23 protein-coding genes, 1 tRNA gene and 1 pseudogene are annotated in these 22,596 nt (G+C 43.4%); 11 read left to right on the top strand and 14 right to left on the bottom strand.

What is annotated here, in order from left to right; genetic code table 11:
* Positions 1 to 323 (bottom strand): IS4/Tn5 family transposase DNA-binding protein (locus H6F92_RS17295; protein ID WP_190358861.1); only part of this gene is annotated, 323 nt, incomplete at its 3' end.
* 249 nt (positions 324 to 572) lie between these two features.
* Positions 573 to 1,481: a transglutaminase family protein gene (locus tag H6F92_RS17290; RefSeq protein ID WP_190358859.1), complete on the bottom strand. Its 909-nt coding sequence runs from the start codon at positions 1,479 to 1,481 to the stop codon at positions 573 to 575.
* A gap of 193 nt (positions 1,482 to 1,674) precedes the next feature.
* Here H6F92_RS17290 and H6F92_RS17285 point away from each other — a divergent pair, with 193 nt between their 5' ends.
* Positions 1,675 to 3,162 (top strand): GTP-binding protein, encoded by a 1,488-nt coding sequence (locus H6F92_RS17285; protein WP_190358858.1) that lies wholly within the window; start codon positions 1,675 to 1,677, stop codon positions 3,160 to 3,162.
* Between the two features lie 355 nt (positions 3,163 to 3,517).
* On the opposite strand, the gene H6F92_RS17280 is transcribed toward H6F92_RS17285, so the two are convergent.
* Entirely contained in the window at positions 3,518 to 3,814 is a 297-nt protein-coding gene (locus H6F92_RS17280; protein ID WP_110579784.1) for a type II toxin-antitoxin system RelE/ParE family toxin, read from the bottom strand.
* Positions 3,799 to 3,987, bottom strand: a complete 189-nt coding sequence (locus H6F92_RS17275) for a hypothetical protein (protein WP_002752772.1) — start codon at positions 3,985 to 3,987, stop codon at positions 3,799 to 3,801. The genes H6F92_RS17280 and H6F92_RS17275 overlap by 16 nt, the downstream gene beginning before the upstream one ends.
* A 473-nt stretch (positions 3,988 to 4,460) precedes the next feature.
* Between H6F92_RS17275 and H6F92_RS17270 the strand changes: the two genes are divergently transcribed.
* The 3 genes from H6F92_RS17270 (at position 4,461) to H6F92_RS17260 (ending at position 6,997) form a co-directional block, all read left to right on the top strand.
* Positions 4,461 to 5,153 carry a Crp/Fnr family transcriptional regulator gene (locus H6F92_RS17270; RefSeq protein ID WP_190358857.1) on the top strand — a complete coding sequence of 231 codons (693 nt, stop codon included), beginning with the start codon at positions 4,461 to 4,463 and terminating at the stop codon, positions 5,151 to 5,153.
* A 312-nt stretch (positions 5,154 to 5,465) separates the two neighbouring features.
* A complete protein-coding gene (locus tag H6F92_RS17265) occupies positions 5,466 to 5,654 on the top strand; it encodes a hypothetical protein (RefSeq protein WP_190358856.1) in 189 nt (62 codons plus the stop codon).
* Between the two features lie 668 nt (positions 5,655 to 6,322).
* On the top strand, positions 6,323 to 6,997 hold the full coding sequence (locus H6F92_RS17260) for a ricin-type beta-trefoil lectin domain protein (protein ID WP_190358855.1): 675 nt from the start codon (positions 6,323 to 6,325) through the stop codon (positions 6,995 to 6,997).
* Between the two features lie 22 nt (positions 6,998 to 7,019).
* On the opposite strand, the gene H6F92_RS17255 is transcribed toward H6F92_RS17260, so the two are convergent.
* Together H6F92_RS17255 and H6F92_RS17250 are read right to left on the bottom strand one after the other, a co-directional pair.
* A complete protein-coding gene (locus tag H6F92_RS17255; RefSeq protein WP_190358854.1) occupies positions 7,020 to 7,808 on the bottom strand; it encodes a TrmH family RNA methyltransferase in 789 nt (262 codons plus the stop codon).
* A 62-nt stretch (positions 7,809 to 7,870) separates the two neighbouring features.
* Positions 7,871 to 7,954, bottom strand: a tRNA-Leu gene (locus tag H6F92_RS17250).
* A 191-nt stretch (positions 7,955 to 8,145) separates the two neighbouring features.
* Between H6F92_RS17250 and murA the strand changes: the two genes are divergently transcribed.
* Positions 8,146 to 9,459, top strand: a complete 1,314-nt coding sequence (gene murA, locus H6F92_RS17245; RefSeq protein WP_190358853.1) for a UDP-N-acetylglucosamine 1-carboxyvinyltransferase — start codon at positions 8,146 to 8,148, stop codon at positions 9,457 to 9,459.
* A 121-nt stretch (positions 9,460 to 9,580) separates the two neighbouring features.
* Here murA and H6F92_RS17240 read toward each other — a convergent pair whose 3' ends face one another.
* The 6 genes and pseudogenes from H6F92_RS17240 to gatA all read right to left on the bottom strand — a co-directional run bounded on the left by H6F92_RS17240 (position 9,581) and on the right by gatA (position 15,367).
* On the bottom strand, positions 9,581 to 10,183 hold the full coding sequence (locus tag H6F92_RS17240) for a Uma2 family endonuclease (protein WP_042790755.1): 603 nt from the start codon (positions 10,181 to 10,183) through the stop codon (positions 9,581 to 9,583).
* A 484-nt stretch (positions 10,184 to 10,667) separates the two neighbouring features.
* On the bottom strand, positions 10,668 to 11,078 hold the full coding sequence (locus H6F92_RS17235) for a type II toxin-antitoxin system VapC family toxin (RefSeq protein ID WP_190358852.1): 411 nt from the start codon (positions 11,076 to 11,078) through the stop codon (positions 10,668 to 10,670).
* Entirely contained in the window at positions 11,075 to 11,380 is a 306-nt protein-coding gene (locus H6F92_RS17230; protein ID WP_190358851.1) for a hypothetical protein, read from the bottom strand. Before H6F92_RS17230 ends, H6F92_RS17235 begins: the two co-directional genes overlap by 4 nt.
* Positions 11,381 to 11,523: 143 nt before the next feature.
* Positions 11,524 to 12,483 carry an RpnC/YadD family protein gene (locus H6F92_RS17225; protein WP_190358850.1) on the bottom strand — a complete coding sequence of 320 codons (960 nt, stop codon included), beginning with the start codon at positions 12,481 to 12,483 and terminating at the stop codon, positions 11,524 to 11,526.
* Between the two features lie 116 nt (positions 12,484 to 12,599).
* Positions 12,600 to 13,331: pseudogene (locus tag H6F92_RS17220) on the bottom strand (RpnC/YadD family protein); the annotation flags it as partial.
* A 584-nt stretch (positions 13,332 to 13,915) separates the two neighbouring features.
* Positions 13,916 to 15,367, bottom strand: coding sequence for an Asp-tRNA(Asn)/Glu-tRNA(Gln) amidotransferase subunit GatA (gene gatA / locus H6F92_RS17215; RefSeq protein WP_190358849.1), 1,452 nt, complete (start codon positions 15,365 to 15,367; stop codon positions 13,916 to 13,918).
* Positions 15,368 to 15,676: 309 nt separating this feature from the next.
* On the opposite strand from gatA, the gene H6F92_RS26170 reads away from it, so the two are divergent.
* The 6 genes from H6F92_RS26170 to H6F92_RS17185 all read left to right on the top strand — a co-directional run bounded on the left by H6F92_RS26170 (position 15,677) and on the right by H6F92_RS17185 (position 21,013).
* Complete coding sequence (locus tag H6F92_RS26170) at positions 15,677 to 15,865, top strand: hypothetical protein (RefSeq protein ID WP_242030172.1); 189 nt, start codon at positions 15,677 to 15,679, stop codon at positions 15,863 to 15,865.
* 35 nt (positions 15,866 to 15,900) lie between these two features.
* Positions 15,901 to 16,911, top strand: a complete 1,011-nt coding sequence (locus H6F92_RS17205; protein WP_190358848.1) for a DUF6398 domain-containing protein — start codon at positions 15,901 to 15,903, stop codon at positions 16,909 to 16,911.
* 446 nt (positions 16,912 to 17,357) lie between these two features.
* Entirely contained in the window at positions 17,358 to 17,720 is a 363-nt protein-coding gene (locus tag H6F92_RS17200) for an ArsR/SmtB family transcription factor (RefSeq protein ID WP_002738764.1), read from the top strand.
* A 38-nt stretch (positions 17,721 to 17,758) separates the two neighbouring features.
* Positions 17,759 to 18,436 (top strand): heterocyst differentiation pentapeptide repeat protein HetL, encoded by a 678-nt coding sequence (gene hetL, locus H6F92_RS17195; protein WP_190358847.1) that lies wholly within the window; start codon positions 17,759 to 17,761, stop codon positions 18,434 to 18,436.
* Positions 18,437 to 18,714: 278 nt separating this feature from the next.
* Positions 18,715 to 20,115, top strand: coding sequence for a DNA methyltransferase (locus H6F92_RS17190; RefSeq protein WP_190358846.1), 1,401 nt, complete (start codon positions 18,715 to 18,717; stop codon positions 20,113 to 20,115).
* Positions 20,099 to 21,013 carry a CfrBI family restriction endonuclease gene (locus H6F92_RS17185; protein WP_199308254.1) on the top strand — a complete coding sequence of 305 codons (915 nt, stop codon included), beginning with the start codon at positions 20,099 to 20,101 and terminating at the stop codon, positions 21,011 to 21,013. The genes H6F92_RS17190 and H6F92_RS17185 overlap by 17 nt, the downstream gene beginning before the upstream one ends.
* Positions 21,014 to 21,093: 80 nt before the next feature.
* Here H6F92_RS17185 and H6F92_RS17180 read toward each other — a convergent pair whose 3' ends face one another.
* Positions 21,094 to 21,231: a photosystem II reaction center protein K gene (locus H6F92_RS17180; protein WP_002739211.1), complete on the bottom strand. Its 138-nt coding sequence runs from the start codon at positions 21,229 to 21,231 to the stop codon at positions 21,094 to 21,096.
* 50 nt (positions 21,232 to 21,281) lie between these two features.
* Positions 21,282 to 22,406, bottom strand: coding sequence for a tRNA guanosine(34) transglycosylase Tgt (gene tgt, locus H6F92_RS17175; RefSeq protein WP_190358845.1), 1,125 nt, complete (start codon positions 22,404 to 22,406; stop codon positions 21,282 to 21,284).
* Positions 22,407 to 22,596 lie beyond the last annotated feature (190 nt).

Genomic DNA, 22,596 nt, shown 5'->3' with positions numbered 1-22,596 from the left:
TAATCTAGATAACCCATTCCTTTTTTGGCTTTTTGGGTCGTAAAGTCTAAACTTGTTGTGTCTTGAACTGCCAAAACTATTGGATGTTCTTTGATTCTTTCTACTGTACTTTTAGCTTGGGCGGCAATTAGAGCTGAGGGGTGAAAATAGGGGGAATTCCAAAAGTCGTAGGTGGCACTCGCTGCCGCTAGATTTCCCGAAGCTTGTGGCACACTTGTACTAGGTTGCCCAGCCAAGTTTTCCACGATACTGATTAACCTTTTCTTTCTTCTGGTGTCCCCTAGGTCTGCATACTTTAGTTCTTGGGCTGCCCATTTCTCCATTTTTTTGCTTACCTCCACCTTAATTCCTTCTTTCAAAACTATACCTATCAATCGTTTCCCCTTTTTTTAAGTTTCTTCTCTTTTTGTTAAGAAAGATCTGACTAATGGATAGCTTATCAAGGGGGGATTAAGGGGGTATCCCCTCTTAATTTCCCCTTAATAAGGGGGTATCTGACAATTTTTAACACCTACCCACTTACGGCGGTTCCTCTATCCATCGCCGGTCAAGGAAAAACCCGATAATTCAACCTATTCCCTGGGATCAAAATCTGGCAGCGTCCCCAGCTTGCGAATGGTCACTTTAACATCCATAGACAAATAGTCATCGGCATCACCAAACCAAGAACCGGAAAGAGGTATAATTTGGCTGGGATGACGAGCGATCGCCACTCGAATTAAATCAAAGCCGGCGGTAATTTGATTAGTCGGATCATAATTACGCCAACCGGCCCCCGGTAGATAAACCTGTAACCAAGCATGGGTAGCACCAGAGCCAGTCATCCCCACTTCACCACCGTCGAGGGCAGCATCGTAGAGATAGCCACTGACAAAACGACAGGCTAAACCCAATCTTCGCAAAGCTTCGATCATCAACCAAGCATAATCGCGACAAGTTCCCGACTTTAGCCGCAGGGTTTCTCCGGGGGATTGAGTTCCTTCACTCTCCCTGGATTGGTAGGTAAAATTATCTTTGATAGCCGCCATCATTCTTGCCATGACATCGAGGGTATCATCTTGGTCCCCCGCTACAAAACTTTTGGCCCAAGCTGCCAGGCTGCCGTCGGCATCCTCGGCGTGGGGACGCATAAACACCACTAGATCTAACCATTCATCGGGGGTATATTGGACGGGAATTTCGATCGCCCGTTGAGCGAGGGGAAAATCAGCGATCGCTTTTAAGCCAAAATGTTCCGCCCGTAATCGACAGGTAACGATTAATTCTGACGCTGGTTCAGCAAATTCAATTCCTACCACATTGTTAGATAGCGTATCCATAGTCCAGCGCGTTTTGGCGGCAATATTCGCCTCCACAGAATAACTGATAATTCTTTCACCGTGACCAGCGCTAGGCAAAAAAATCGCCCGATGTTCCCCAAAAGTTACCGGTTTACGATAATGATAGCTGGTAATGTGTTCCAAGTCGTAGATGACACTCATCCTGATTATCCTTAATAATAAGCTGGTTATAATTGAAGATAAATCCCCCCTTGATCCCCCCTTGATCCCCCCTTAATCCCCCCTTGATAAGGGGGGAAGTATGACAATTTTTAACACCCACCCACTTAATCACTGACAACTGATAACCGATAACTGATAACTGATAACTGATAACTGATAACTGATAACTGAAATGACCTCTGACCCGTTCCTCGATCGAGCTTGGAATACCGAAGACCTAGAACAAGCGCTTCGAGGTGTCGGCACTATTCAAGAAGAACTCAACTATAATCAGGCACGCAATTCTCTGGGCAAACTTGTCGAGCGTCTGGATCTTACCTCGATCGAGAAAATTGGTCTAGAAGCGGAGATCGATCGCCTAGTGGCCCTGCTAGAAAAACTCGATCGATCCCTGATTCAAATTGCCGCTTTTGGCCTGGTGGGCCGGGGAAAATCCTCGATTTTAAATGCTCTGGTCGGTCAAGAAATCTTTACAACCGGTCCTCTACACGGAGTTACCCGCACCATTAAAGGGGTAAATTGGCAGTTAAGCAGCGATGATACTTTCCCTAATCTAGCGCGTCTGACCCTGAACGGCCAGGGTAATGCTCAGGTGCAATTGCTTGATACTCCCGGTATTGATGAGGTAGATGGGCAAACGAGGGAAATTCTCGCCTGTCAGGTGGCGCAGCAGGTGGATTTAATCCTTTTTATCATTTCCGGTGATATGACCAAAGTGGAATTTTCCGCCCTGGCCAAGTTGCGGGAAGCAGGAAAACCGATGATTTTGGTCTTTAATAAAATTGATCAGTATCCGGAAGTCGATCGCCTCGCCATCTATGAGAAAATCGCCTCAGAACGGGTGAAAGAATTACTCTCCCCCGATGAGATTGTTATGGTGGCGGCCTCTCCCCTCCTAGCGGAGACGGTTAAAGGGCAGGATGGACGGCTAAAAACGCAACGATTTCGGGGAAAACCCCAGATAGAAGCTCTGAAACTCAAAATTTTGGAAATTCTAGAGCGAGAGGGTAAATCGCTGGTAGCACTCAATTCTATGCTGTATGCGGACGAGGTAAACGAGCAAATTGTCGCCCGCAAAATGGCTATCCGTGATCGCGGCGCTAATCAATTGATTCAAAAAGCAGTGATGATCAAAGCATCGGCGATCGCTCTCAATCCAGTGACGGTGTTGGATCTGTTTACGGGGGCAGTTATCGATCTAGCCATGATTCTCGCTCTTTCTCGCTTATACGGCATCGATTTAACTCGTCGGGGGGCGATCGCTCTTTTACAAAAAATTGCCCTCAATATGGGGGGTATTAGTGCCAGCGAATTTTTAGCGGTTTTGGGCTTAAGTTCCCTCAAAGGACTGCTTGGCCTCTCGATTCCTGCCACTGGCGGCATTTCTATCCTTCCCTATACTTCGATCGCCCTGACTCAAGCGGGGGTTGCCGGTGTATCCTGTTACGCGATCGGCCAAGTGACGAAAACCTATCTCGCTAATGGGGCCACCTGGGGACCCGATGGCCCGAAGGCAGTGGTGGCCAGTATTCTCGATTCCCTCGATGAAACCTCGATTCTCAACCGGATTAAGCGGGAATTAGGCTCAAAATTGGGGGTGGGGGACTTTTCAGTGTTGCCAAAGGCACGGCGTAGCCGTCCAGTAAACAGTAATCAGTAATCAGTGAACTGAAGGCAAGAGGCAAGAGGCAACAGGCAATAGGCTCCCAGAAAGAATCTGGCAATTCTCCTACCTAAAAAGAAGGTTAGAAACTGAGTAGATTAAAGTTTTTAGCTTAACAAATTGGCTCTTCTCGACTTTGTGTGATAATTTTTGCTTATGGAATCGTGAAATGTTGACTGAGAAGGACTTTTACGACTATTTTGCCGAAGAAACTATCAGTATAGGCTTCGTTTCCACACATAAACCAGAAGAGCCACAAATTGGGTTTTAGATTCGGCCCTTGTGAACTGAAAACTCAAATCTGACCACTGATAACTGATAACTGATAACTGATAACTGACCACTGACTCGATCAATCCAAGAAATGCTTACTATGGACGATCGCCGCTATAATAACTACCACCCCTTGAATTTGATAGATCAGACGGTAAGCATATGCAGACTTTTCTCGGATGGTATCATCGCTAAATTCGGCGCATTTTTTCGCTTCTAGGGGACAATTTTCTAAAGAATAGCTTATATCAAGAATTCGACGCACGACGGCCGCCGCGTAGGACGGGGAATCTCGACTAATATAAGATGCGATCGCATCCACGTCTTCAATTGCTTTGGGCGACCAGACAAGGCGATAATTCACTCGATCAGCCATTTGTTTAAAAGACCCTCAACTTCTTCTTGGGGGATTGTATTCTCTAGAGAAGCCGCGCTCAAACTTTGACGCACCTTCTCCAGAACGTATAAATGATACTGAATATCTTCAATTGAACAATCATCCGGTAATTGATTCAAGAGGGATTCCACTTTTTGTCTAATGCTATTCATACAAGTTTGACCGAAGTTTTTAAGGAAAAGTATAAATTTAAATTATCTATCAACTATCATCTCTAGCAGTTATCTTAATAGTGAGGTACGAAGTATCTGGTTTTAGGGAACAGGGAACGGTTAACAGTAGCCGGTCGCCAAGAGATAATGCCAAATTTCTTTATACTTCATCTTTAAGAGAAACGCTATATCATAGATAGAAAACTAATAGTCACGCATCCTATCTTATGCCATAGTCCCCAGAAAAGCGAGAAAAAGTTAAGAATAGATAAGGTGATTATCTCGCTTTTGTAACATTGAGGCGGGTATTCTGTTAAGAATACTTAATAATTCTCCTATCTGCTCAATCCCCGCAACTTTTAGGGATTATTGACCAATAAGCATCGAGCGGCTACAAGCCCCCCCCAATCACAGAAATTTTTTGTTACATTAGTTTACAGTTCCCTCAACGCCCCAGTGGGTTATTAATTTTAATGTCTTCTTCGGTTCCTTCGTCGGATTTTATACCCTTAATCGGTCAAGAAACAGAAATCTTTAACTGGGCAAAATCCCATTATCGTAACCATACCTTTGCCAAAGATGAAAAAGTAGCCACGCGCCCCGGACTGTTATACTTTGTTGAATCTGGGGCGATTCGTATTGTTGGTAAGGCACAAGTTAACGTTATCGACCAAAAATTCCCCCGTCAACCACCTATTGCCGATAGTGAGGAAGTATTTCTCGGTTTTGTGGGTGCAGGTCAACCTTTTGAGATTGTTTCTCAATTTCCCTTTCAATTACAAGCCCAAGCTCATCTAGACGGAACCGAGTTAGTCTGGTTATACTGGGAAGACCTAGAACGCTGGCCGCAATTGCGATCGGCTGTTATGGAAACTTTTCGCCATCAATACCAGCGTAAATTATTTTGGTTGAGTATTCTCGGTCAAAAACGCTCCCTCGATCGATTAATGGGATTCTTGGTTCTATTATTGGAAGAATACGGTCAACCCTGTGTAGAAGGCTATTATCTCCCCTATCCCCTAACTCACGCTCAAATTGCCAGCGCCATCGGCACTACCAGAGTAACAGTAACAAGATTAATCGGTAAATTGCGACAACAAAATTCGATCTTCTTTAAGCAGGATAATCTGATCGGATTGCCCAGTTTATTCTTGAGTCAAAATTAATTTTTCTGCTTTGGAGAAATATCTATCTATTACATTTTGGGCGCACGCAGTTCGATCAACTCACTGACCACGATGCACCCCTACCATTGGCGCAATAATATTGTTTATTGTAGGGGCGAATTGCATTCGCCCTCTTTGAATAACTTCTGCTGCTCATCATAAGTGAGAGAAAGTCACAAAACCGTGCATCCTATCCAAAAGTTAGTTTGGCTCTAGGTTTTAAAAACCCCACACAAGAAGATTCCCATCGCCAATCAGCAACCCCAGAAATCGATGACCCCTCTATCTGGCAACAAATAACCGAGGTAGCCCATGACTGAACCAATTCCTGATAAATTATCGGAGCGAATCGATACAGGTGTTAGAGTCGCAATCGCAGAAGCGATTGAGAGACACCGCCTCTTAGGAGAATCTATCAGCATTTTCAAAGACGGCCAAATTGTCACTTTAACAGCCGATCAAATTCTGCCAAAATCGGACTTAAGGTCTAGGTTAAAATAAAGAGAAAAACTTTGAAACAGAGTCTAGCCAATGACAGTACGACAACCTCGCTACAGTTACACCGATGGTAGAAGTTGATCGTCTTTAGGAACGTTTACCCGATGCACAGCCTTGGGTAATCCGAATTGGACACCGAGCCTGACAGGGGGACAAGCGAGCTAGAAAACTTGCCAACAAAGGCTTCTGGCTTCTCTCACTAGAAATAGATCTAGCGATTCTAGGCAAAAAGCTAACGAAAGAACTAGGGATAGGAGCGAGCTTACTAGGAATTATTATTAATAAGTGAGAGATGGTGCGGCAAACTTTTTCGAGCTAAAACCATGAAAAGCTTACGATATATGGATTTCAGCCTTCTTGTCCCCCTGTCAGACACCGAGCAGTTTTCCGTTTTGGCGGCTACGCTCAAAATATTTGTTTATTTTTGTTAAAAATAAACCGTTTTGTTTGCCAAAAAAAACAATGAATAGTAGTCTTGACATTAGGTTGGTATCCTGAGAAAATACAATAGAAATTAAAATCTAATTTTGAGTGGAAGCGGCGACATTAGCCAAATAATTTGAAAATTATTCAATTTCTTGTCTTCCCATTAAGGTTATTTATTAGAGCGCAGTTGTTTTTTTCACCAGGGGTCTTGCCATCGTTCCTTTAGCTATGAATATGACTTAGAAATGAAAGCCAATTCTTTTTCTTTTCCTCTCCAAGTTTCTGTATACACTCCGCTTATATGCTCTTTATTATTCTCAACAAGTCTATTGGTTGATATTAAGCCTGTAAAAGCACAGAGTTCAGGATGCGGAAGCGGGTGGAGTTGGTATCTAACTCCAAATCTATGGTTTAAAGAAGCCTGTAACAACCATGATAAGTGTTACGACACATTTGGAAAATCAAAGAATGACTGTGATAAGCAATTTCATAATGAGATGTTAGCCGCTTGTAGCAGAGAGTTTCCTAGCGTATTTCAGAAAATCAGTGGGCAAAGGGCAACTTGTAACGGTTTGGCTGACACTTACTACACAGCTGTTTTAGAAAAGGGTTGGGAATCTTACCGCAAAGCTCAAGCAAATGCAAAACAATCTACACAGGCTCCGTCTGTGATCGTTAGTTCAGGTGGGCTTTGCTTAGACGCTAAAGATTACGGGCAAAGTCGATTGGGCAATCCATTGCAACTCTGGACATGCAATGGAGATCCAGCGCAAACGTGGAAATTTAAACCAAGCGGTCAAATCGTTAGTTCAGGTGGGCTTTGCTTAGACGCTAAAGATTACGGGCAAAGTCAATTGGGCAATCCATTGCAACTCTGGACATGCAATGGAGATCCAGCGCAAACATGGTTACGTCGATAGATACTAGAGTAGTGTTATCCCGCTAAATGTTTACCGATAATTGTCTTCTAGCTTCGTAGAGGATGACGGCAGTAGCGATCGCAACATTTAAAGATTCCACACCACCAAAGAGGTGAATTTTCACCGTTTCATCGGCTAAAGCCGCTAATTGGGGCGATAAACCGGCTCCTTCATTGCCTAACAAGATTAAAGTCGGACGGGTAAAATCAATCTCCCAATGGTTTTTTTGGGCTGTGGGTAAAGTAGCGATCGCTTTTACCCCCTGTGCTTGATATTTTTTCACTAAAGCGGATAAATCCGATTCTACCACTAGGGGCGATCGAAACCATTCCCCAGCCGAACTGCGGATCACTTTGGGGTTATCGATTTCGACGCTATCGAGACTTAACCAGATACCCTGTACTTCCGTAGCCACAGCAGTGCGAATAATAGTGCCGAGATTACCCGGATCCTGCAATCTTTCCAAAACTAAGCCCAATTGTAGCGGATTTGGGGGTACTGGATGAAGGTGATGACGGGAAATAGTGGCAATCACACCATCGGGATTAACCGTTGTTGCTAGGGAAGCGAGGACTTCCGGGGAAACTATCTCGACTCGTTTCGCCTGATTTTGAAGTTTCTCTGCTAATTCTCCCTGTCTTTGCTGCCACTTTTCAGTATAACAAACCGTCTCTAGGGAACAATTCACCGCTAAAGCCGTCTCTAGTAAGTGCGTTCCCTCAATTAAGGACAAATTCTGCTCCTGTCGCTCTCTAGTGCGGTGTAGCTTGCGAATTTGCTTGATTAAAGGGTTTTGAACACTGCTAATCATAGCCAATCGGATTTTTAACCCCGCTAGGGCTGCCCTAAACAACTGCGTCTTGAGGGAGATAATGCGGAACTCGGGACTTGAACCCGAAAGTCTTTGCAGACACTAGAACCTGAATCTAGCGCGTCTACCAATTCCGCCAGTTCCGCGTTTTTCTTTCACAATCTTTTATTATACTATCGGACAATCCATAAGTCAAGATAGTTGAGATAATTAAGACAAAAATCGCTTTTCGGGGTAGAATCACCAATAATTTCCTCAAAAATCTGATACAGTGCAGTCTCATTTTGCTGAAGCTTTCCTTAGCCAAGACTCCCAACTAAGATAAATGAATCATCCTATGACTATCGATACCGAGCATCCCTATTTAGAAATTCAAGGTCGTCACTCTCTCAAGGGTGAAGTCAAGATCAGTGGTGCCAAAAATGCCGCTCTAGTGATTATGGCCGGAGCTTTACTCTGCTCCGACGAGTGCCAGATTAGTAATGTACCTGCCCTAGCCGATATCGAGCGGATGAGTCAAATTCTCTCGGCTTTGGGCGTGCAAGTCAGTCGCACCGGAGATAGACTAGAGATTGATGGCAGAGACCTCAAACAAGCTCAAGCACCCTACGATCTCGTCTCCCAGTTGCGGGCCAGTTTTTTTGCCATTGGACCGATTTTAGCCCGTTTAGGAGAAGCAAAAGTTCCCCTCCCCGGCGGCTGCGCCATTGGGGCCAGACCAGTGGATCTGCACGTTAGAGGCCTACAGTCAATGGGTGCAGATGTATTAATTGATCGGGGCATGGTACACGCCCGCGTTAAGGGTAATGGTCGTCTGAAAGGGGCGAATATTTATCTGGATTATCCCAGTGTGGGAGCGACGGAAACCCTAATGATGGCGGCGACTTTAGCGCAAGGGGAAACCATTCTCGGTAATGCGGCCCAGGAGCCAGAGGTGATTGATTTAGCCGATTTTTGTGTTTCCATGGGGGCAAAAATTCGCGGTGCCGGAACCAATACAATTGTTATTGAGGGAGTTTCCCGTCTGCACAGTACCGATTATAATATCATTCCCGATCGCATTGAAGCTGGGACTTTACTGATAGCCGGGGCGATTACCCGCTCAGAAATTAGTCTTTATCCCGTGATTCCCAGCCATTTAGCTTCGGTAATTGCCAAACTGCACGAAATCGGTCCGGAAGTAGTGGAAGATGGCCCTAATCGTCTCCGGATTATCCCTAGGGACTTAAAAGCCACCGATATGGAAACCCTGCCCTATCCCGGTTTTCCCACGGATATGCAGGCCCAATTTATGGCTCTATTAACTTTAGCCGAGGGCAGTAGCGTGGTTAATGAGACGGTTTTTGAAAACCGTCTGCGTCATGTGGCCGAATTAAAGCGTCTGGGAGCAGATATCAAGGTCAAAGGAAATGTGGCTTTAGTGCGCGGTGTGCCTTTCCTATCTGGGGCTCCGGTGATGGCCACGGATCTACGCGCTTCGGCAGCTTTGGTGGTGGCAGGATTGGCAGCCCAGGGGACTACTATTGTGCAGGGACTCCATCACCTCGATCGAGGTTACGATAATTTAGAGGGTAAATTAAGAGCATTAGGGGCAAATTTACGCCGGGTTGATCCTTTAGCCTTAGAATTGGCTACCCTGACCCAATCTTAACAGGATGATTAGTTATCGCTGTTCTATCAGTGTTGAGAATTCCCGTGAGCAACACCGATAGAACAGCGTTAATCGTGCTTAGTTGTTCTATATTGACGGAACCTTTCATCAGCGATCGCATTTACCAAATCTTAGCCATTACTAATACAAACCCCGGCAATTCTGGATCACCACTAATGGTTTCAGGAGCATTTAAAATCTCCGGTTCTCGATAGGGACGATAAATATAGACTTGGCGATTTTGGCGATCGATTAACCAACCCAATAAAGTACCATTGGCAATATATTCTTCCATCTTTTTCTGCAAACTGGATACTGTATCACTAGCAGAACGCAATTCAATGACAAAATCGGGACAGATGGGGGCAAAAGAGGCTTTTTGTTTTTCTGTTAAAGCATTCCAGCGTTCTAATTTAATCCAAGCAGCATCCGGTGAACGAGTCGCACCATTGGGCAGCGTAAAACCCGCACTGGAATCAAACCCAAGCCCCGTCCCATCTAGTTCTGACCAACTCCCCAGTTGCAGAGCTATATTAAAATTGCGATTACCCGTATCTGAAAAAGCAGGAGGCATAACGATCACTTCTCCACTAGCGCTGCGTTCAATGCGTAAATCTCGATTGGCTAAACAAAATTCATAAAATTGCTCCTCCGTCATCGGCATAATCCAAGGAAGATCAATCATCAAAGGAGCCGAGGTCGCTTGTACAAGTAGTGTCGTCATATTTTCGCCCTACTCAAGAATTACATGAGTTAACAACTGAATGCCCTTCAATCTTAACTTAGCTCTTGTCATCGGCATTATTGACTACTAAAAGATAGAAGGCGATCGCTCTTAAAGTTGCCAAAGAAGCCTGACGGAGAGGAATGTAAATATTTATAAAAATGTAGCTTAAAATACAGTTATAAAGACAAAAGTGTGTATTTTCCTTTTATTGTCCGTCTTTTCAGAAAAAGAAACCACAAAAGCCTCCTAATACCATCAATAAAATCCGACAATTCCCCTTCATTAATTGGAGGGGTTTTTATCAGTTGTCATACTAAATCCGTTGAGTAACGCACAGAAAACGGGTTTCTCCGAGAAACCCGTTTTCTACTCATGTGTTCTGCGAGCGAGATTTGCCCATAATTCAGCAGATATACTACCATTAATGCTTGGGGATAGTTTTTCCTAGCTTAGGGGGATTGAAAGTTTAATTTTCCCTCTGTTATTCCAATAGAATTATGAAACCCTCTTGCTGAAAATGATTGTCGTGAGTTAACACTTGACTGATTTTTAAGCGCTGCATGACCGTCATTGAAATACAATCTGTCAGGCTATATTCTTTGTCTGGACGGCGGCGGTATAACTCGAATCCTTGCAGGAATGATTCTCGGTTTTGCGGAATGACTTGAAGGCGGGGATTCTGGAACAGATCATCGATAAATTCGACAGTACGCCGCTTCCGATTTGCTCCCCGGACTGACATAAAATTCAGTAGCTCTACCAAAACTTCATCCGTCGTCACAAGTTTAACGTTTTTGAGACTGGACGTAACTTCTCTGGCTCGTTGATGCCAATTATCTTGGGGATTGATTAAAGCAACCCAGTAGAAAGTGTCGGCAAAAATTTGTTTCATTGCCTTTTCTTGGGACTCCCATAAAGATAATGGTCATGCTCTTCTGCACCGTCAGATGGAAGCGGATCAAGTTTTTCTTCAGGGAAGTTCAGATTCAACCTATCAACTATCTTTAAAATTGATTCTCCAGTCTCCTCTTGAGATATATCAGAAGCCATCAGATGAGTTTCCAGAGCATCTTTCAGTCGATTTAAAACGCCTTCTAGAGAGCTATCCTGGTAATCAATTGCTGCTAATTCAGGAGATTTGAGTGAATATCCGTCGGGATTCTTGGAGATGACAATGCTGATTTGATTGACCATAATCCTTCCTATCTCAGGCTAATCAAGAATTGGGACTTCTTTAGTCTAGCAAAATAAGCAGGACATTTAAGGTTCTTCAGGATTTGGAAATGATTGTTCATCGGGAATTTTAATTGTCTGTTTTTGAGATTGGGATTGAAAGTTTAATTTTCCCTGAATCTTTCTAACAGTTCTGAGCGAGATAAATTAGCCAGAGAAAGAAGTAACCCGGTGCGTTCCGAGATGGGAAGTTGGGCAATCTGTTCCACCAGACCAGATAATTCTGCATCTAGGCTGCCAAAACGTCCTTCCAGAAGACTGGTTATCAGGGAATACCGTTCTTCTAAACTGCCTCGTTGTATCCCTTCTTGTATCCCTTCTTGTATCCCTTCTTGTTTCCACTCTTCTCGTTGTTGTAAATAAGCTGGTGATAGGTTCATAATCTCCTCCTGTTCTTCGGCACTTAAATTATCTCTTAATTCCAAACTCTTGCGCCAGTTGGCCAGAATTTCCAGTAAATTCTCTTGGAAAGGATTACCTTCAGGCAATTGCACTAATTCTTCTACTGCTCGTTTCTGTGTCCCTCCTTTTCCTAGCACCCTCAACCATAAAGTCTCCTCATTGACTGGTAATTGATGGATGGCGACGATTCCTGTTTTGAACAGGCTAGGGGAAAAATAAACTCCTTTTCCCCACTCCTCTTTCATCCCCTCTTCTGGTAGGAATGAAGGGGGGATTCCCACGACTTCTTCAATCATTCTCGCTGAAAAAGTAGGCGTTAAAATCCAGAGAACTGGTAGTTCAGCTTCAGTTAGAGTTTTGCTTGTCCTTTTCGCCTTCCTTAAGACTTCGCCATGAACCGCATATAACTTTGAGATGCAGCTGCGAATCTCTACCTCGGAGGGAGGATTACGGAAGGGTTCAAATAAGCAGCAAGTCGCCGCCATTTTACCGAGTATGCCCAAGGGTAATTCAGTCCTTGATGCTGAACTGGCTGGTTCAAACCAGACATCGATTTCTTGGACTTCACTCTTGACTTTCTTGCTCTTTTTAATCGTCCCTAGAGACGCTAAGAGTTCTTCTAAATATTCCTTGGCAAATTGGTCGTGAATTTGGCGAGTCATTGCAGGGGATAATTAATCCGAGAAAGTGCATTAACAATCTTGTTAGATCATAGCAAGTTTTGAGAATTTATCGAAGGGAATTTTAATTGTCTGTTGTTGAGATTGGGATTGAAAGTTTAATTTTCCCTGAATCTTTCTAACAGTTCTGAGCGAGATAAATTAGCCAGAGAAAGAAGTAACCCGGTGCGTTCGGAGATGGGAAGTTGGGCAATCTGTCCCACCAGACCAGATAATTCTGCATCTAGGCTGCCAAACCGTCCTTCCAGAAGACTGGTTATCAGGGAATACCGTTCTTCTAAACTGCCTCGTTGTATCCCTTCTTGCATCCCTTCTTGTATCCCTCGTTGTATCCCTTCTTGTATCCCCTCTTGTTTCCACTCTTCTCGTTGTTGTAAATAAGCTGGTGATAGGTTCATAATCTCCTCCTGTTCTTCGGCACTTAAATTATCTCTTAATTCCAAACTCTTGCGCCAGTTGGCCAGAATTTCCAGTAAATTCTCTTGGAAAGGATTACCTTCAGGCAATTGCACTAATTCTTCTACTGCTCGTTTCTGTGTCCCTCCTTTTCCTAGCACCCTCAACCATAAAGTCTCCTCATTGACTGGTAATTGATGGATGGCGACGATTCCTGTTTTGAACAGGCTAGGGGAAAAATAAACTCCTTTTCCCCACTCCTCTTTCATCCCCTCTTCTGGTAGGAATGAAGGGGGGATTCCCACGACTTCTTCAATCATTCTCGCTGAAAAAGTAGGCGTTAAAATCCAGAGAACTGGTAGTTCAGCTTCTGTTAGAGTTTTGCTTGTCCTTTTCGCCTTCCTTAAGACTTCGCCATGAACCGCATATAACTTGTATCCATTCACTTGATCTAGGCGCGTAGATGCACGAGGCTCGTATTTATCAAATCCCGCATCCGTAAACCAACTATCTATTTGATCAATATAATATTTATATTCTAAGCAAAATTGTCGAAACTCACTCTTTAATAAATCTAGAGATATATTCATAGAGACACATCAACTTTCGGAGAAATCACCGATACATACAATACCAAATTCTAAGTAGTTGGACAAAAGTAAAGTTAACTGTGGGGTAAGGAGTCATACTAAATCCGTTGAGTACAGGCCAGTTATGAGGAGAGGCACTCATGCAAGAGGCAAAAGGCAAAGGGGAGAATAAATAATCAGTTTTTAATAACCGGATTTAGTATCAGTAGCCGGTCGTCGGTCGTCAGTAAGAATTGCGGCAATTTACATTTCTTAAGATAGACAACAGAATTTATGTCCGACTACTTAGCAATTCAGCATTAGGCTCAAAATCAACAGATTGGTGGGTTATGGCGAATACCTTATTAGTTACTTAACTGTCTCATTTGTCATCGCCTAACCCACCCTACTATTTGGCTACCGGCAAAAGATAGCCACCGGCAATTGTATCAATTTGTAAAAGATGGTTGACGTTTGTGCCAATCGGTGGCCTGTTCGTAGGCGTGGGCGACGTGAAATAATTGATCTTCGCGCAGCACATTACCGACTAATTGTAAACCAATCGGCAAACCTTGCCCATCAAAACCGCAGGGAAGACTTAACCCGGGTAAACCGGCTAAATTGACGGGAATAGTCATTAAATCCGATAAATACATACTCAGAGGGTCCGCCGTTTTTTCCCCAGCTTTAAAAGCTGTGGTCGGTGAAGTGGGAGAAACTAACACATCTACCGATTGAAAAGCTCGATCGAAATCCTCTTTGATCAAAGTCCTCACCTTTTGTGCTTTCAGGTAATAAGCATCATAATAACCCGCCGAGAGGGTATAGGTTCCCAACATAATCCGGCGCTTAACTTCCGCACCAAAACCCTGAGCGCGAGTCTTGGTGTACATATCAATCAAACTATCGGCATCTTCCCGAATACCGTATTTAACCCCATCATAACGGGCTAAATTCGCTGATGCTTCCGAGGGGGCGATAATGTAGTAGGTGGGCAATCCGTAACGGAAACGGGGACAGGAAATCTCTTTAATCGTGGCACCGAGGGCCTTTAACTGCTCTAAAGCTTGGTTAACTGCCTCGGCAACCACCTGATCCAAACCTTCCCCGAAAGTTTCCTTAATTACGCCAATTTTTAGCCCTTTTAAACTGGTTTTCAGGAATTGGCTATAGTCGGGAATCGGCAGATTGAGACTGGTAGAATCTTGGGGATCGTAACCTGCGATCGCTTGTAATAAAGTCGCCGCATCTTCTACGGTACGACCAAAGGGACCAATCTGATCGAGAGAAGAAGCGTAAGCCACCAAACCAAAGCGAGAGACTAAGCCATAGGTCGGTTTTAGCCCGACAACGCCACAAAACGAAGCCGGTTGACGAATTGATCCCCCCGTATCCGATCCTAGGGCAATCACGCATTCTTGAGCGGCCACAGCCGCAGCCGAACCCCCGGAAGAGCCTCCTGGCACCCGGGATAAGTCCCAAGGATTAGCAGTAACGTGATAACCGGAGTTTTCCGTGGAACTACCCATGGCAAACTCGTCTAAATTGGTTTTACCGACGATAACTGCCCCTAAATCCCGTAATTTTTGGGTAACGGTGGACTCGTAGGGGGGGACAAAATTTTCTAAAATCCGAGAAGCACAGGTGGTGGGGATACCCTTGGTGCAGAGATTATCTTTTAAGGCGATGGGAATACCTGCCAAGGGATGCAGAGATTCACCTCTGGCGATTTTCTCGTCCACTTTTTGGGCTTGTGCGAGGGCTAAATCCAGGGTTAAATGGAGAAAGCTTTTTACTTGTGGTTCGATCGCTTGAATACGAGCGATAAATTCTGTGGCGATTTCGACGGCTGTTTTTTCTTTATTAACGAGTTGTTGATGCAGTTGACGAATCGAAGTCATGTTCAGTTACCGGTTACCGAAAAATTGGGTTTAAAGCCTCGCCCTTTTAGGGTGACTTTATATGATCTATGATATTAAGAATAGCGGGCAGGGTAAGCAACCGCTTAAAAAACCCAGTCATCAACCGATGAACGCACCTTGAAAACTAGAGTTATGGGGTTCTATAGGGGAATGCTCCTATAGGTAAAAGCTCTAAGCGTCAACTACCAGAGAAACCAATGATTTTAGAGGTTTTGAACTGTATCGTAGGGGCCTCCGAGAACAGGCTTCTGTAAGGGAGCGAAAGTCTGAGGAGAGAACCACCTCTGGGTGGGATTTCGCCAGGAATCTAATTCAAGTGGACTCGTTGAGCCAGAAATTCTCAGCAGTGATGCTAGAAGAATCCACGTCCGTTTACGGCGTGGGGTATGTCAAAACCACCGTCAGGAGCAAGCAACAACCCCAGACAGCAAAAACTATTTTAGCGTCAGTTTGGCTGTCGGTCAGCTAATCCCCTAAAATTAAAGGAAAGCCTCGAAGGAAAACCCACAGTTATGACTTTTAATATCCGACAATTAGATAATTTAGACTACGATGAAGCCGAACCCTTACTAGAAGATTATATTAATGGAGCGATCGAAGAATATATCAATTCGCCCGAGGGAGAAGCCTATTATCAAGAAAAACAAGAAGGTTGTGGTTGGATTGCTACCTTTGTCGAGTTGGCCTATCTCTATAAAGGTTATACCCTTGCTACCATGACTAAGGCAGATGTGCAGATCTTAATGGAGAAGATCTTACCACGCAAAATTACTATCCTCGATCCGACGGAAACCGAAGATGCTATCCCTGAATTAATTAGTTTTTGGCAATTTTTGGGACGAGAATATAAATTAACTCAGGCTAAGGCTATTATTAAATATTTAGAGCAATTAGGCGATCGCTTTAGTCAACTGATGAACGATCCCAACAGTGGCGGTTTTATGAAAAATCTCTTGTTACAAGCGCATCAGCAGGGTTTTGATATCACCAGTCAGGAGGGTTTAACAGCTTTTCAAGAAAAATATAATGCTGAACAACAGGCCAAACAGCAAGCGGCAGCAAAATCGAAAAAAACGCCCCCAGCTGTTCCTAAATCGGAAAATGTTCCCAAGGTAATGCAGGCCAAATATCAAGAAATTACCGCTATTACCGATAAATTTGCCGCTCAATATCTTAATAAAGAATACGCCCAACTTATTCGCCAATTAACCGCAACTTTAGCTCGTAAGCGTCCCTCTCCCCTAGAAAAAGGTAAGGCTAATTCCTGGGCTGCCGGCATTACTCACGCCCTAGGAATGGTCAATTTTCTCTTCGATCCTAGCCAAAATCCCCACATTTCGGCCACAGAACTTTATCAGGCTTTTGGGGTTGCTCAAAGTACAGGACAAGCTAAATCAAAACAAGTGAGAGATTTACTGAAGATGTCCTATCTTGACTCAGAATGGGCTTTACCAAGCAGTTTGGAGAACCATCCTAGCACTACGGTCCGGCAGTTAATCAGTACCATGCTCGGTGATAATTAGGGTTTGCGGCAAAAAGTCTGTTGGTGGAGTTAGGAGGCACTCTTGCAGCAGTGGATTCCTGAATGACCCAATCTCGATCGCTCGTGCCGACTAGACTCTAGTTACACTTTGCTGAATAAAGCTAAAAACCTTGTTGGGTAACACTTTTAGACCTTTTGTCAATCAAAAAGTGCTGGATATGGGAGTGATCGGGGGGAAATTTAGGCACTTTTTCCCTGAAAATTAGGTAATTGGCCACCTCAAAACTGGTAAAACCCCACACCCCACACCCCACCTGCCCCCCCGATGTCGGGGGGGGTTGGGGGGGTCACACCCTACCCCTAGGAAAAACTTTTTGCCGCAAACCCTAGTTACCTCTCCAGTTAAACTATAGTAGTCAATAGTTATAAAGTTTTAAACGATCACCTATTGTCAGCCTTTTTAACTGGTCACTTTATTACCCACCTATGTTAGACAGTTTCTCCCCCCAAACCTCTAGCGTCGTCCTCGCTTCGGTGGCGGACTATTTCAAAGTCCTGTCGGAAGTCAGTCGCCTACAGATTCTCAGTTGCTTGCAATTAGGTGCGATGAATGGTAAAGAAATCGCTGAAGCTACCGGACTAGGCCAGGCCAATCTCTCCAAACACCTGAAAGCTTTAACCCAAGCGGGAATTATCTCGCGGCAACCCCAAGGGGTCAGCGTTTACTATCAAATTACCGACCCCGTGATCTATGATCTCTGTCAGGTAGTTTGCGATCGCATTAGTCAGCAAATGCGTCAACGGGCCCGGGAATTCGAGAGTCTGCCGGCTTTTCATCTCCCTAAATAAAAATTACCAAACCCTTGACATTTTGCCTCAATTATGATATGGAAAAAATTTCCAAGCTCCTAGAAGAACTTTGTCAACGCTATCGGGAGGGAGAAAGAGATTTTCGGGGGATTAATTTGCGGGAAGGCGACTTAACTAATATGGTCCTCCCAGGAGTCAATTTTTGCCGTGCCGATCTGCGACAGGCCCGGTTGGGAAAAATACGCCTTGCGCGATCGCTGCTGAGAGAAGCGGATTTAAGTGAGGCGATTCTTTGGGGAGCAGATTTAAGTCAAGTGGACTTTTATCGAGCTTGTTTACGCGATGCGGACTTAAGCGGAGCTAATCTGCTCGAAGCCAATTTAGAAGCCGCTTATTTAACCAAAGCCGTCTTAAACGGTGTTAATCTCAACAGTGCTAATCTCCAGCAGGCCATATTAATCGATACGGATTTTCGCTCCACTTCCGACCAACGCACGGACTTAGGCAAAACTAACTTTTGCGGAGCCGATCTCAACTATGCTAATCTGAGCGGCTCCCTGTTATATCGAGCTAATTTGGCCGATTGCCGACTTTGTCGGGTTAATTTTCGTGCTAGTCCCGAAAGAGACGGATTTATCACCGATCTCACCGGGGCCAGTTTCCGGGGTGCGGATCTCAGTTATGCCGATTTGCGCGGGGCAATTTTAGAAGATGTGGACCTGACTGATGCGGATTTAACTGGGACTTTGTTTTAACTTAGGCAATGAACAACGGGGAAAAAGTTCTCATTTTCCACCTCAGGAAAATATCTTAATCGATCGGAGATTCAATTATTCCCAAAAACTTGCTGGTTGGGTTTGACAACTCAATCAGCCGGAGTTTTTGGCTGTAAATTAAATGGTGCTATAATTCAATTATACTGATTCTCGCCTCTGTCAGGCACAATTAAACCTTTGCTAGTGGGCTTTTCAGAATCGAGAATTTGACTGATCTGAACGGAAAACTCTAGACTGTCACCAAAGATTAAACAAAAATGCTCACCAAAGAAAGTATCCAGGAATTAAAAACAACTAATCCCGACTTTCTCGGCGAAATATTATCCCAAACGGAGGATAGTAAAAATCTGGTATTTATCTTAGAAAATCTCGGACAAATCCCCGATAATTTTAATCAAAATATCCTCATTAATCTCGCTCAACACTCCCAAGAGCAGCTCAGATTTTTGGCAATTAAAAATCTGGCTAAACTAGCGGATATAAATTTACTTAATTTTTTCTTTGAGCTTGCGGTTAATGATCGAGAATCTTTAGTAAGAAGAGAAGCGGTATCGGCAATCGGTCGTCTGAGGAATGGGGAAACTATTCCCTTTTTATTTCAATTTTTAACGGACAAAGACCCGAAAATTATCTTACAGGCAATTCGAGGTTTATTGGTTTTTAAAAACAATGATATAGTCAAACAATCTCTAATTAAATTAGCAGATCATCCCAATGAAATTATTCAATCAGTTATCAGAAAAGCTTTCACCAATAAAAAATCTTCTCCCGATCAACTACCCCATCCCTTATCCCCAGAATTTATGAAAAATGTCGTGGTTAATAGCGATGTGCGAGAAGTATTTCCCTATATTCCTGATCAATCTATTCATCTAACTTTTACTTCCCCACCCTACTACAACGCTCGCGACTACTCCATTTATACCAGTTATCAAGCTTACCTAGATTTTCTCTGTCAAGTCTTCCAAGAAACCCATCGAATTACTAAAGAAGGTCGCTTTTTAGTTGTCAATACTTCCCCGATTATTATCCCTCGTACCAGTCGCGCCCATGCTAGTAAACGGTATCCAATATCTTTTGATCTACACTATTATTTAGTTAATCATGGTTGGGAATTTATCGATGATATTATCTGGTTAAAGCCAGAAAGTAGTGTCAAAAACCGCAATGGAGGCTTTTTACAACACCGTAAACCATTAGCTTATAAACCTAATGCTGTCACCGAATATTTAATGGTTTATCGAAAAGAAACCGATAAACTGCTTGATTGGAATATGAAACAATACGATCAAGATATTATAGAGGAAAGCAAGGTTTGTGGAGATTATGAAAGTTCTAACGTTTGGCGAATTGATCCGACTTTTGATAAAATTCATACAGCAGTATTTCCCATAGAATTGTGTAATCGGGTGATTAAATTCTATTCTTATAAAGGCGATTTAGTCTTCGATCCCTTTGGTGGTAGCGGCACTGTGGGAAGGGCTGCTAGAAATTTAGGTAGATATTTTTTCTTAACAGAACAGGAATCTACCTATGTGGATAGAATGAAGATAGATTTGGGGCAGCCGATGCTTTTTGAACCCAAACTAACCAAATTTTTATCTTTAGCAGAATTATTCCAATTGAGTCAGGAACAAGAAGATGATAACAATCACTGATAGTATAATTCAGCGAATTATCCGTAGGCTCTTTCGTGGTGATGATTATCCTATAGAAATAGTAACTATAATTGATGCTGAATTTCTACAGTATGTCATCAGTTTTTTTCAAAAAGTAGTTGAAGCTAAACTTAGAAATCAGAGTCTAACCTCTGATTGGTATAGAACAGAGTTTTTAAATCAGAATCTTCCATCCGATGATTTGATAATTCACTCTGGTCTGAATAAAAAGACAATTACAAATATGTACAACTCTGCTCGACGTAATATCGTTTTACAGGCTACCACCGAACATTACAATGAACTTTATGAAATGATTAGCTCTCTTGTAGAGCAAGACAGTGCAATAGACATTATATTAACTATAAAATTTAATAATGTTAGCGTTGACCTTAACATTAACGAAAGTCTTATCGTCATTAATACACTAGCAGTTAAACGAGCAGAATTAAGAGGTGGTGCTTGGAGTAGTGTTGGGAAACAAGTGGAAAAAATATTAATGAGAAGTTTGTGTTTACTCTATGATGTTCCTAATAGTAACTTTGATTTAACTGGTTTAACTGAATCAAAAAGAGAGGTGGATTTTTATTTGATTGATAAAAACAATCAACCCTATCAATGTGAAGTAAAATTAATGGGTCAGGGAAACCCTGAAAGTGCTGATGCAGTTTATGCAAGAAATGCTCAGGTTTTTATTGCTGATAAGTTATCGGACTTAAATAAACAACAATTAGATGATAACAGCATTCAATGGGTTGAGCTTCGTGGTGAAATGGGTTACAGAAAGTTTAGAGATATACTACAACTATTAGATATACCTTACACAGACTTTACAGTAGATATAGATCAAAAACTTGAGGAGATATTAAGTGCTATCTTTTCAGCAACTTCTTCATAAATTCCTATTGAGGGCAGTTGCAATTGAAAAAGAGACGCTCTAAAAAACGTCTCTTTTTAATCAGATAATTGAGAGTCGATTTATTTAAAACCGACGGATGCTTGCCAAACAAAGGCCAGCAAGAGGAAAAATAGGGGAATCAGGGGCAAGACATCGACTAGGGGGTCGAAAATTTGGTATGCTTCTGGCAATTTGGCGAACAAAAGTGCAGTTTCCATCTCTCTATCTACCTTGACAAGAAAATTTTTCAACGTTTCCTGAAATTTTATCACGTTGGGGTAACATCTGCGGCATCCTCAAGCCAAGGGGCAAAATCTTGGGCAAAAGTCCCCCCCAGGATAGATTGACGAATTTCGCAGGTAAATCTGATTAATTCGGCGATATTGTGCAGAGATAAGAGAATATAACCCAACATTTCCCCCGATTTAATTAAATGATTTAGATAGGCACGGCTAAAGTGTTGACAGGTGTAACAGGGACAAGTCTCGTCTAAAGGGGCGAAATCCTCCTTAAAACGGGCATTTTTTAGGTTCCAACGCTCTCCCCGCACCAAAGCAGTGCCATGGCGACCAAAACGGGTGGGAATGACGCAATCAAACAGATCTATGCCACTAGCGATCGCCTTGGCCATTTCTCGATAGGTTCCCACTCCCATCAGGTAACGGGGTTTATTTTCGGGGAGTAAAGGGGCAGTTATCTGGACAATGCGATGAATTAGGCTCGTTTCTTCCCCCACACTCACGCCACCGATAGCATAACCGGGTAAATCGAGTTTTACTAAAGATTGCGCCGCCGCTGCCCGTAAATCCTCATAAATTCCCCCTTGTACTATGGCGAATAAAGCCTGTTCTTGAGGTCGTTGATGGGCTGTCAGACAGCGCTCTAACCAGCGATAGGTGCGTTCTATGGATGCTTTCATGGTCTCATGACTGACTCCCGTGGGGGGACATTCATCGAAGGCCATAATCACATCAGCACCGAGGGCATTTTGAATCTGAATCGATTTTTCTGGCGTAATTTCGATTATTCTACCGTCCCGAGGCGATCGAAAGGTGACTCCCGATTCTTTAATTTGCCGCAGTTGACTGAGGCTAAATACCTGAAATCCACCCGAATCTGTTAATATTGGCTGATTCCACGCCATAAACTCGTGTAAACCTCCCGCTTTCTCGATAATACTTTCTCCGGGCTGCAGATGCAGGTGATAGGTATTAGCGAGAATCATTTGCGCCCCCGTGCTGGCGATTTGAGCGGGGGTCAAACCTTTCACCGTGGCCAAAGTTCCCACGGGCATAAAACGGGGTGTTTCTACCGGTCCGTGGGGAGTATGCCAAACCCCAACCCGCGCACCAGTTTGGGGACACTGGGCGATTAATTCAAAGGAAAATCCCACTTTTTCAGTTATCAGTTATCAGTTATCAGTTATCAGTTATCAGTTATCAGTTATCAGCTTCTGAAGGCAAGAGGTAAAAGACAGAATCTGGCAATTCTCCTACCTAAAAAGAAGGTTAGAAACTAAGCACATCAAAGCTTTTAGCTTAACCAATTAGGTCTTAGATTCGGCCCTTGTTATCAGTTATCAG

This window comes from Microcystis wesenbergii FACHB-1317 (genome assembly GCF_014696875.1).
Lineage (GTDB): Bacteria > Cyanobacteriota > Cyanobacteriia > Cyanobacteriales > Microcystaceae > Microcystis > Microcystis wesenbergii_A.
The sequence above is the reverse complement of the archived record's forward strand: the minus strand, read 5'-3'. Positions and strand labels throughout refer to the sequence as shown.

Bases quoted from the DNA above. Each gene is read 5' to 3' on its own strand.
- H6F92_RS17285 (WP_190358858.1), top strand. From the start codon at position 1,675: ATGACCTCTGACCCGTTCCTCGATCGAGCTTGGAATACCGAAGACCTA.
- H6F92_RS17225 (WP_190358850.1), bottom strand. From the start codon at position 12,483: ATGACTCGCCAAATTCACGACCAATTTGCCAAGGAATATTTAGAAGAA.
- H6F92_RS17280 (WP_110579784.1), bottom strand. From the start codon at position 3,814: ATGGCTGATCGAGTGAATTATCGCCTTGTCTGGTCGCCCAAAGCAATT.
- hetL (WP_190358847.1), top strand. From the start codon at position 17,759: ATGGAAAAAATTTCCAAGCTCCTAGAAGAACTTTGTCAACGCTATCGG.
- H6F92_RS17270 (WP_190358857.1), top strand. From the start codon at position 4,461: ATGTCTTCTTCGGTTCCTTCGTCGGATTTTATACCCTTAATCGGTCAA.
- H6F92_RS17185 (WP_199308254.1), top strand. From the start codon at position 20,099: ATGATAACAATCACTGATAGTATAATTCAGCGAATTATCCGTAGGCTC.
- H6F92_RS17255 (WP_190358854.1), bottom strand. From the start codon at position 7,808: ATGATTAGCAGTGTTCAAAACCCTTTAATCAAGCAAATTCGCAAGCTA.
- H6F92_RS17230 (WP_190358851.1), bottom strand. From the start codon at position 11,380: ATGGTCAATCAAATCAGCATTGTCATCTCCAAGAATCCCGACGGATAT.
- H6F92_RS17200 (WP_002738764.1), top strand. From the start codon at position 17,358: ATGTTAGACAGTTTCTCCCCCCAAACCTCTAGCGTCGTCCTCGCTTCG.
- H6F92_RS17240 (WP_042790755.1), bottom strand. From the start codon at position 10,183: ATGACGACACTACTTGTACAAGCGACCTCGGCTCCTTTGATGATTGAT.
- H6F92_RS17275 (WP_002752772.1), bottom strand. From the start codon at position 3,987: ATGAATAGCATTAGACAAAAAGTGGAATCCCTCTTGAATCAATTACCG.
- H6F92_RS17260 (WP_190358855.1), top strand. From the start codon at position 6,323: ATGAAAGCCAATTCTTTTTCTTTTCCTCTCCAAGTTTCTGTATACACT.
- murA (WP_190358853.1), top strand. From the start codon at position 8,146: ATGACTATCGATACCGAGCATCCCTATTTAGAAATTCAAGGTCGTCAC.
- H6F92_RS17290 (WP_190358859.1), bottom strand. From the start codon at position 1,481: ATGAGTGTCATCTACGACTTGGAACACATTACCAGCTATCATTATCGT.
- H6F92_RS17235 (WP_190358852.1), bottom strand. From the start codon at position 11,078: ATGAAACAAATTTTTGCCGACACTTTCTACTGGGTTGCTTTAATCAAT.
- H6F92_RS17190 (WP_190358846.1), top strand. From the start codon at position 18,715: ATGCTCACCAAAGAAAGTATCCAGGAATTAAAAACAACTAATCCCGAC.
- gatA (WP_190358849.1), bottom strand. From the start codon at position 15,367: ATGACTTCGATTCGTCAACTGCATCAACAACTCGTTAATAAAGAAAAA.
- H6F92_RS17180 (WP_002739211.1), bottom strand. From the start codon at position 21,231: ATGGAAACTGCACTTTTGTTCGCCAAATTGCCAGAAGCATACCAAATT.
- H6F92_RS17265 (WP_190358856.1), top strand. From the start codon at position 5,466: ATGACTGAACCAATTCCTGATAAATTATCGGAGCGAATCGATACAGGT.
- H6F92_RS17205 (WP_190358848.1), top strand. From the start codon at position 15,901: ATGACTTTTAATATCCGACAATTAGATAATTTAGACTACGATGAAGCC.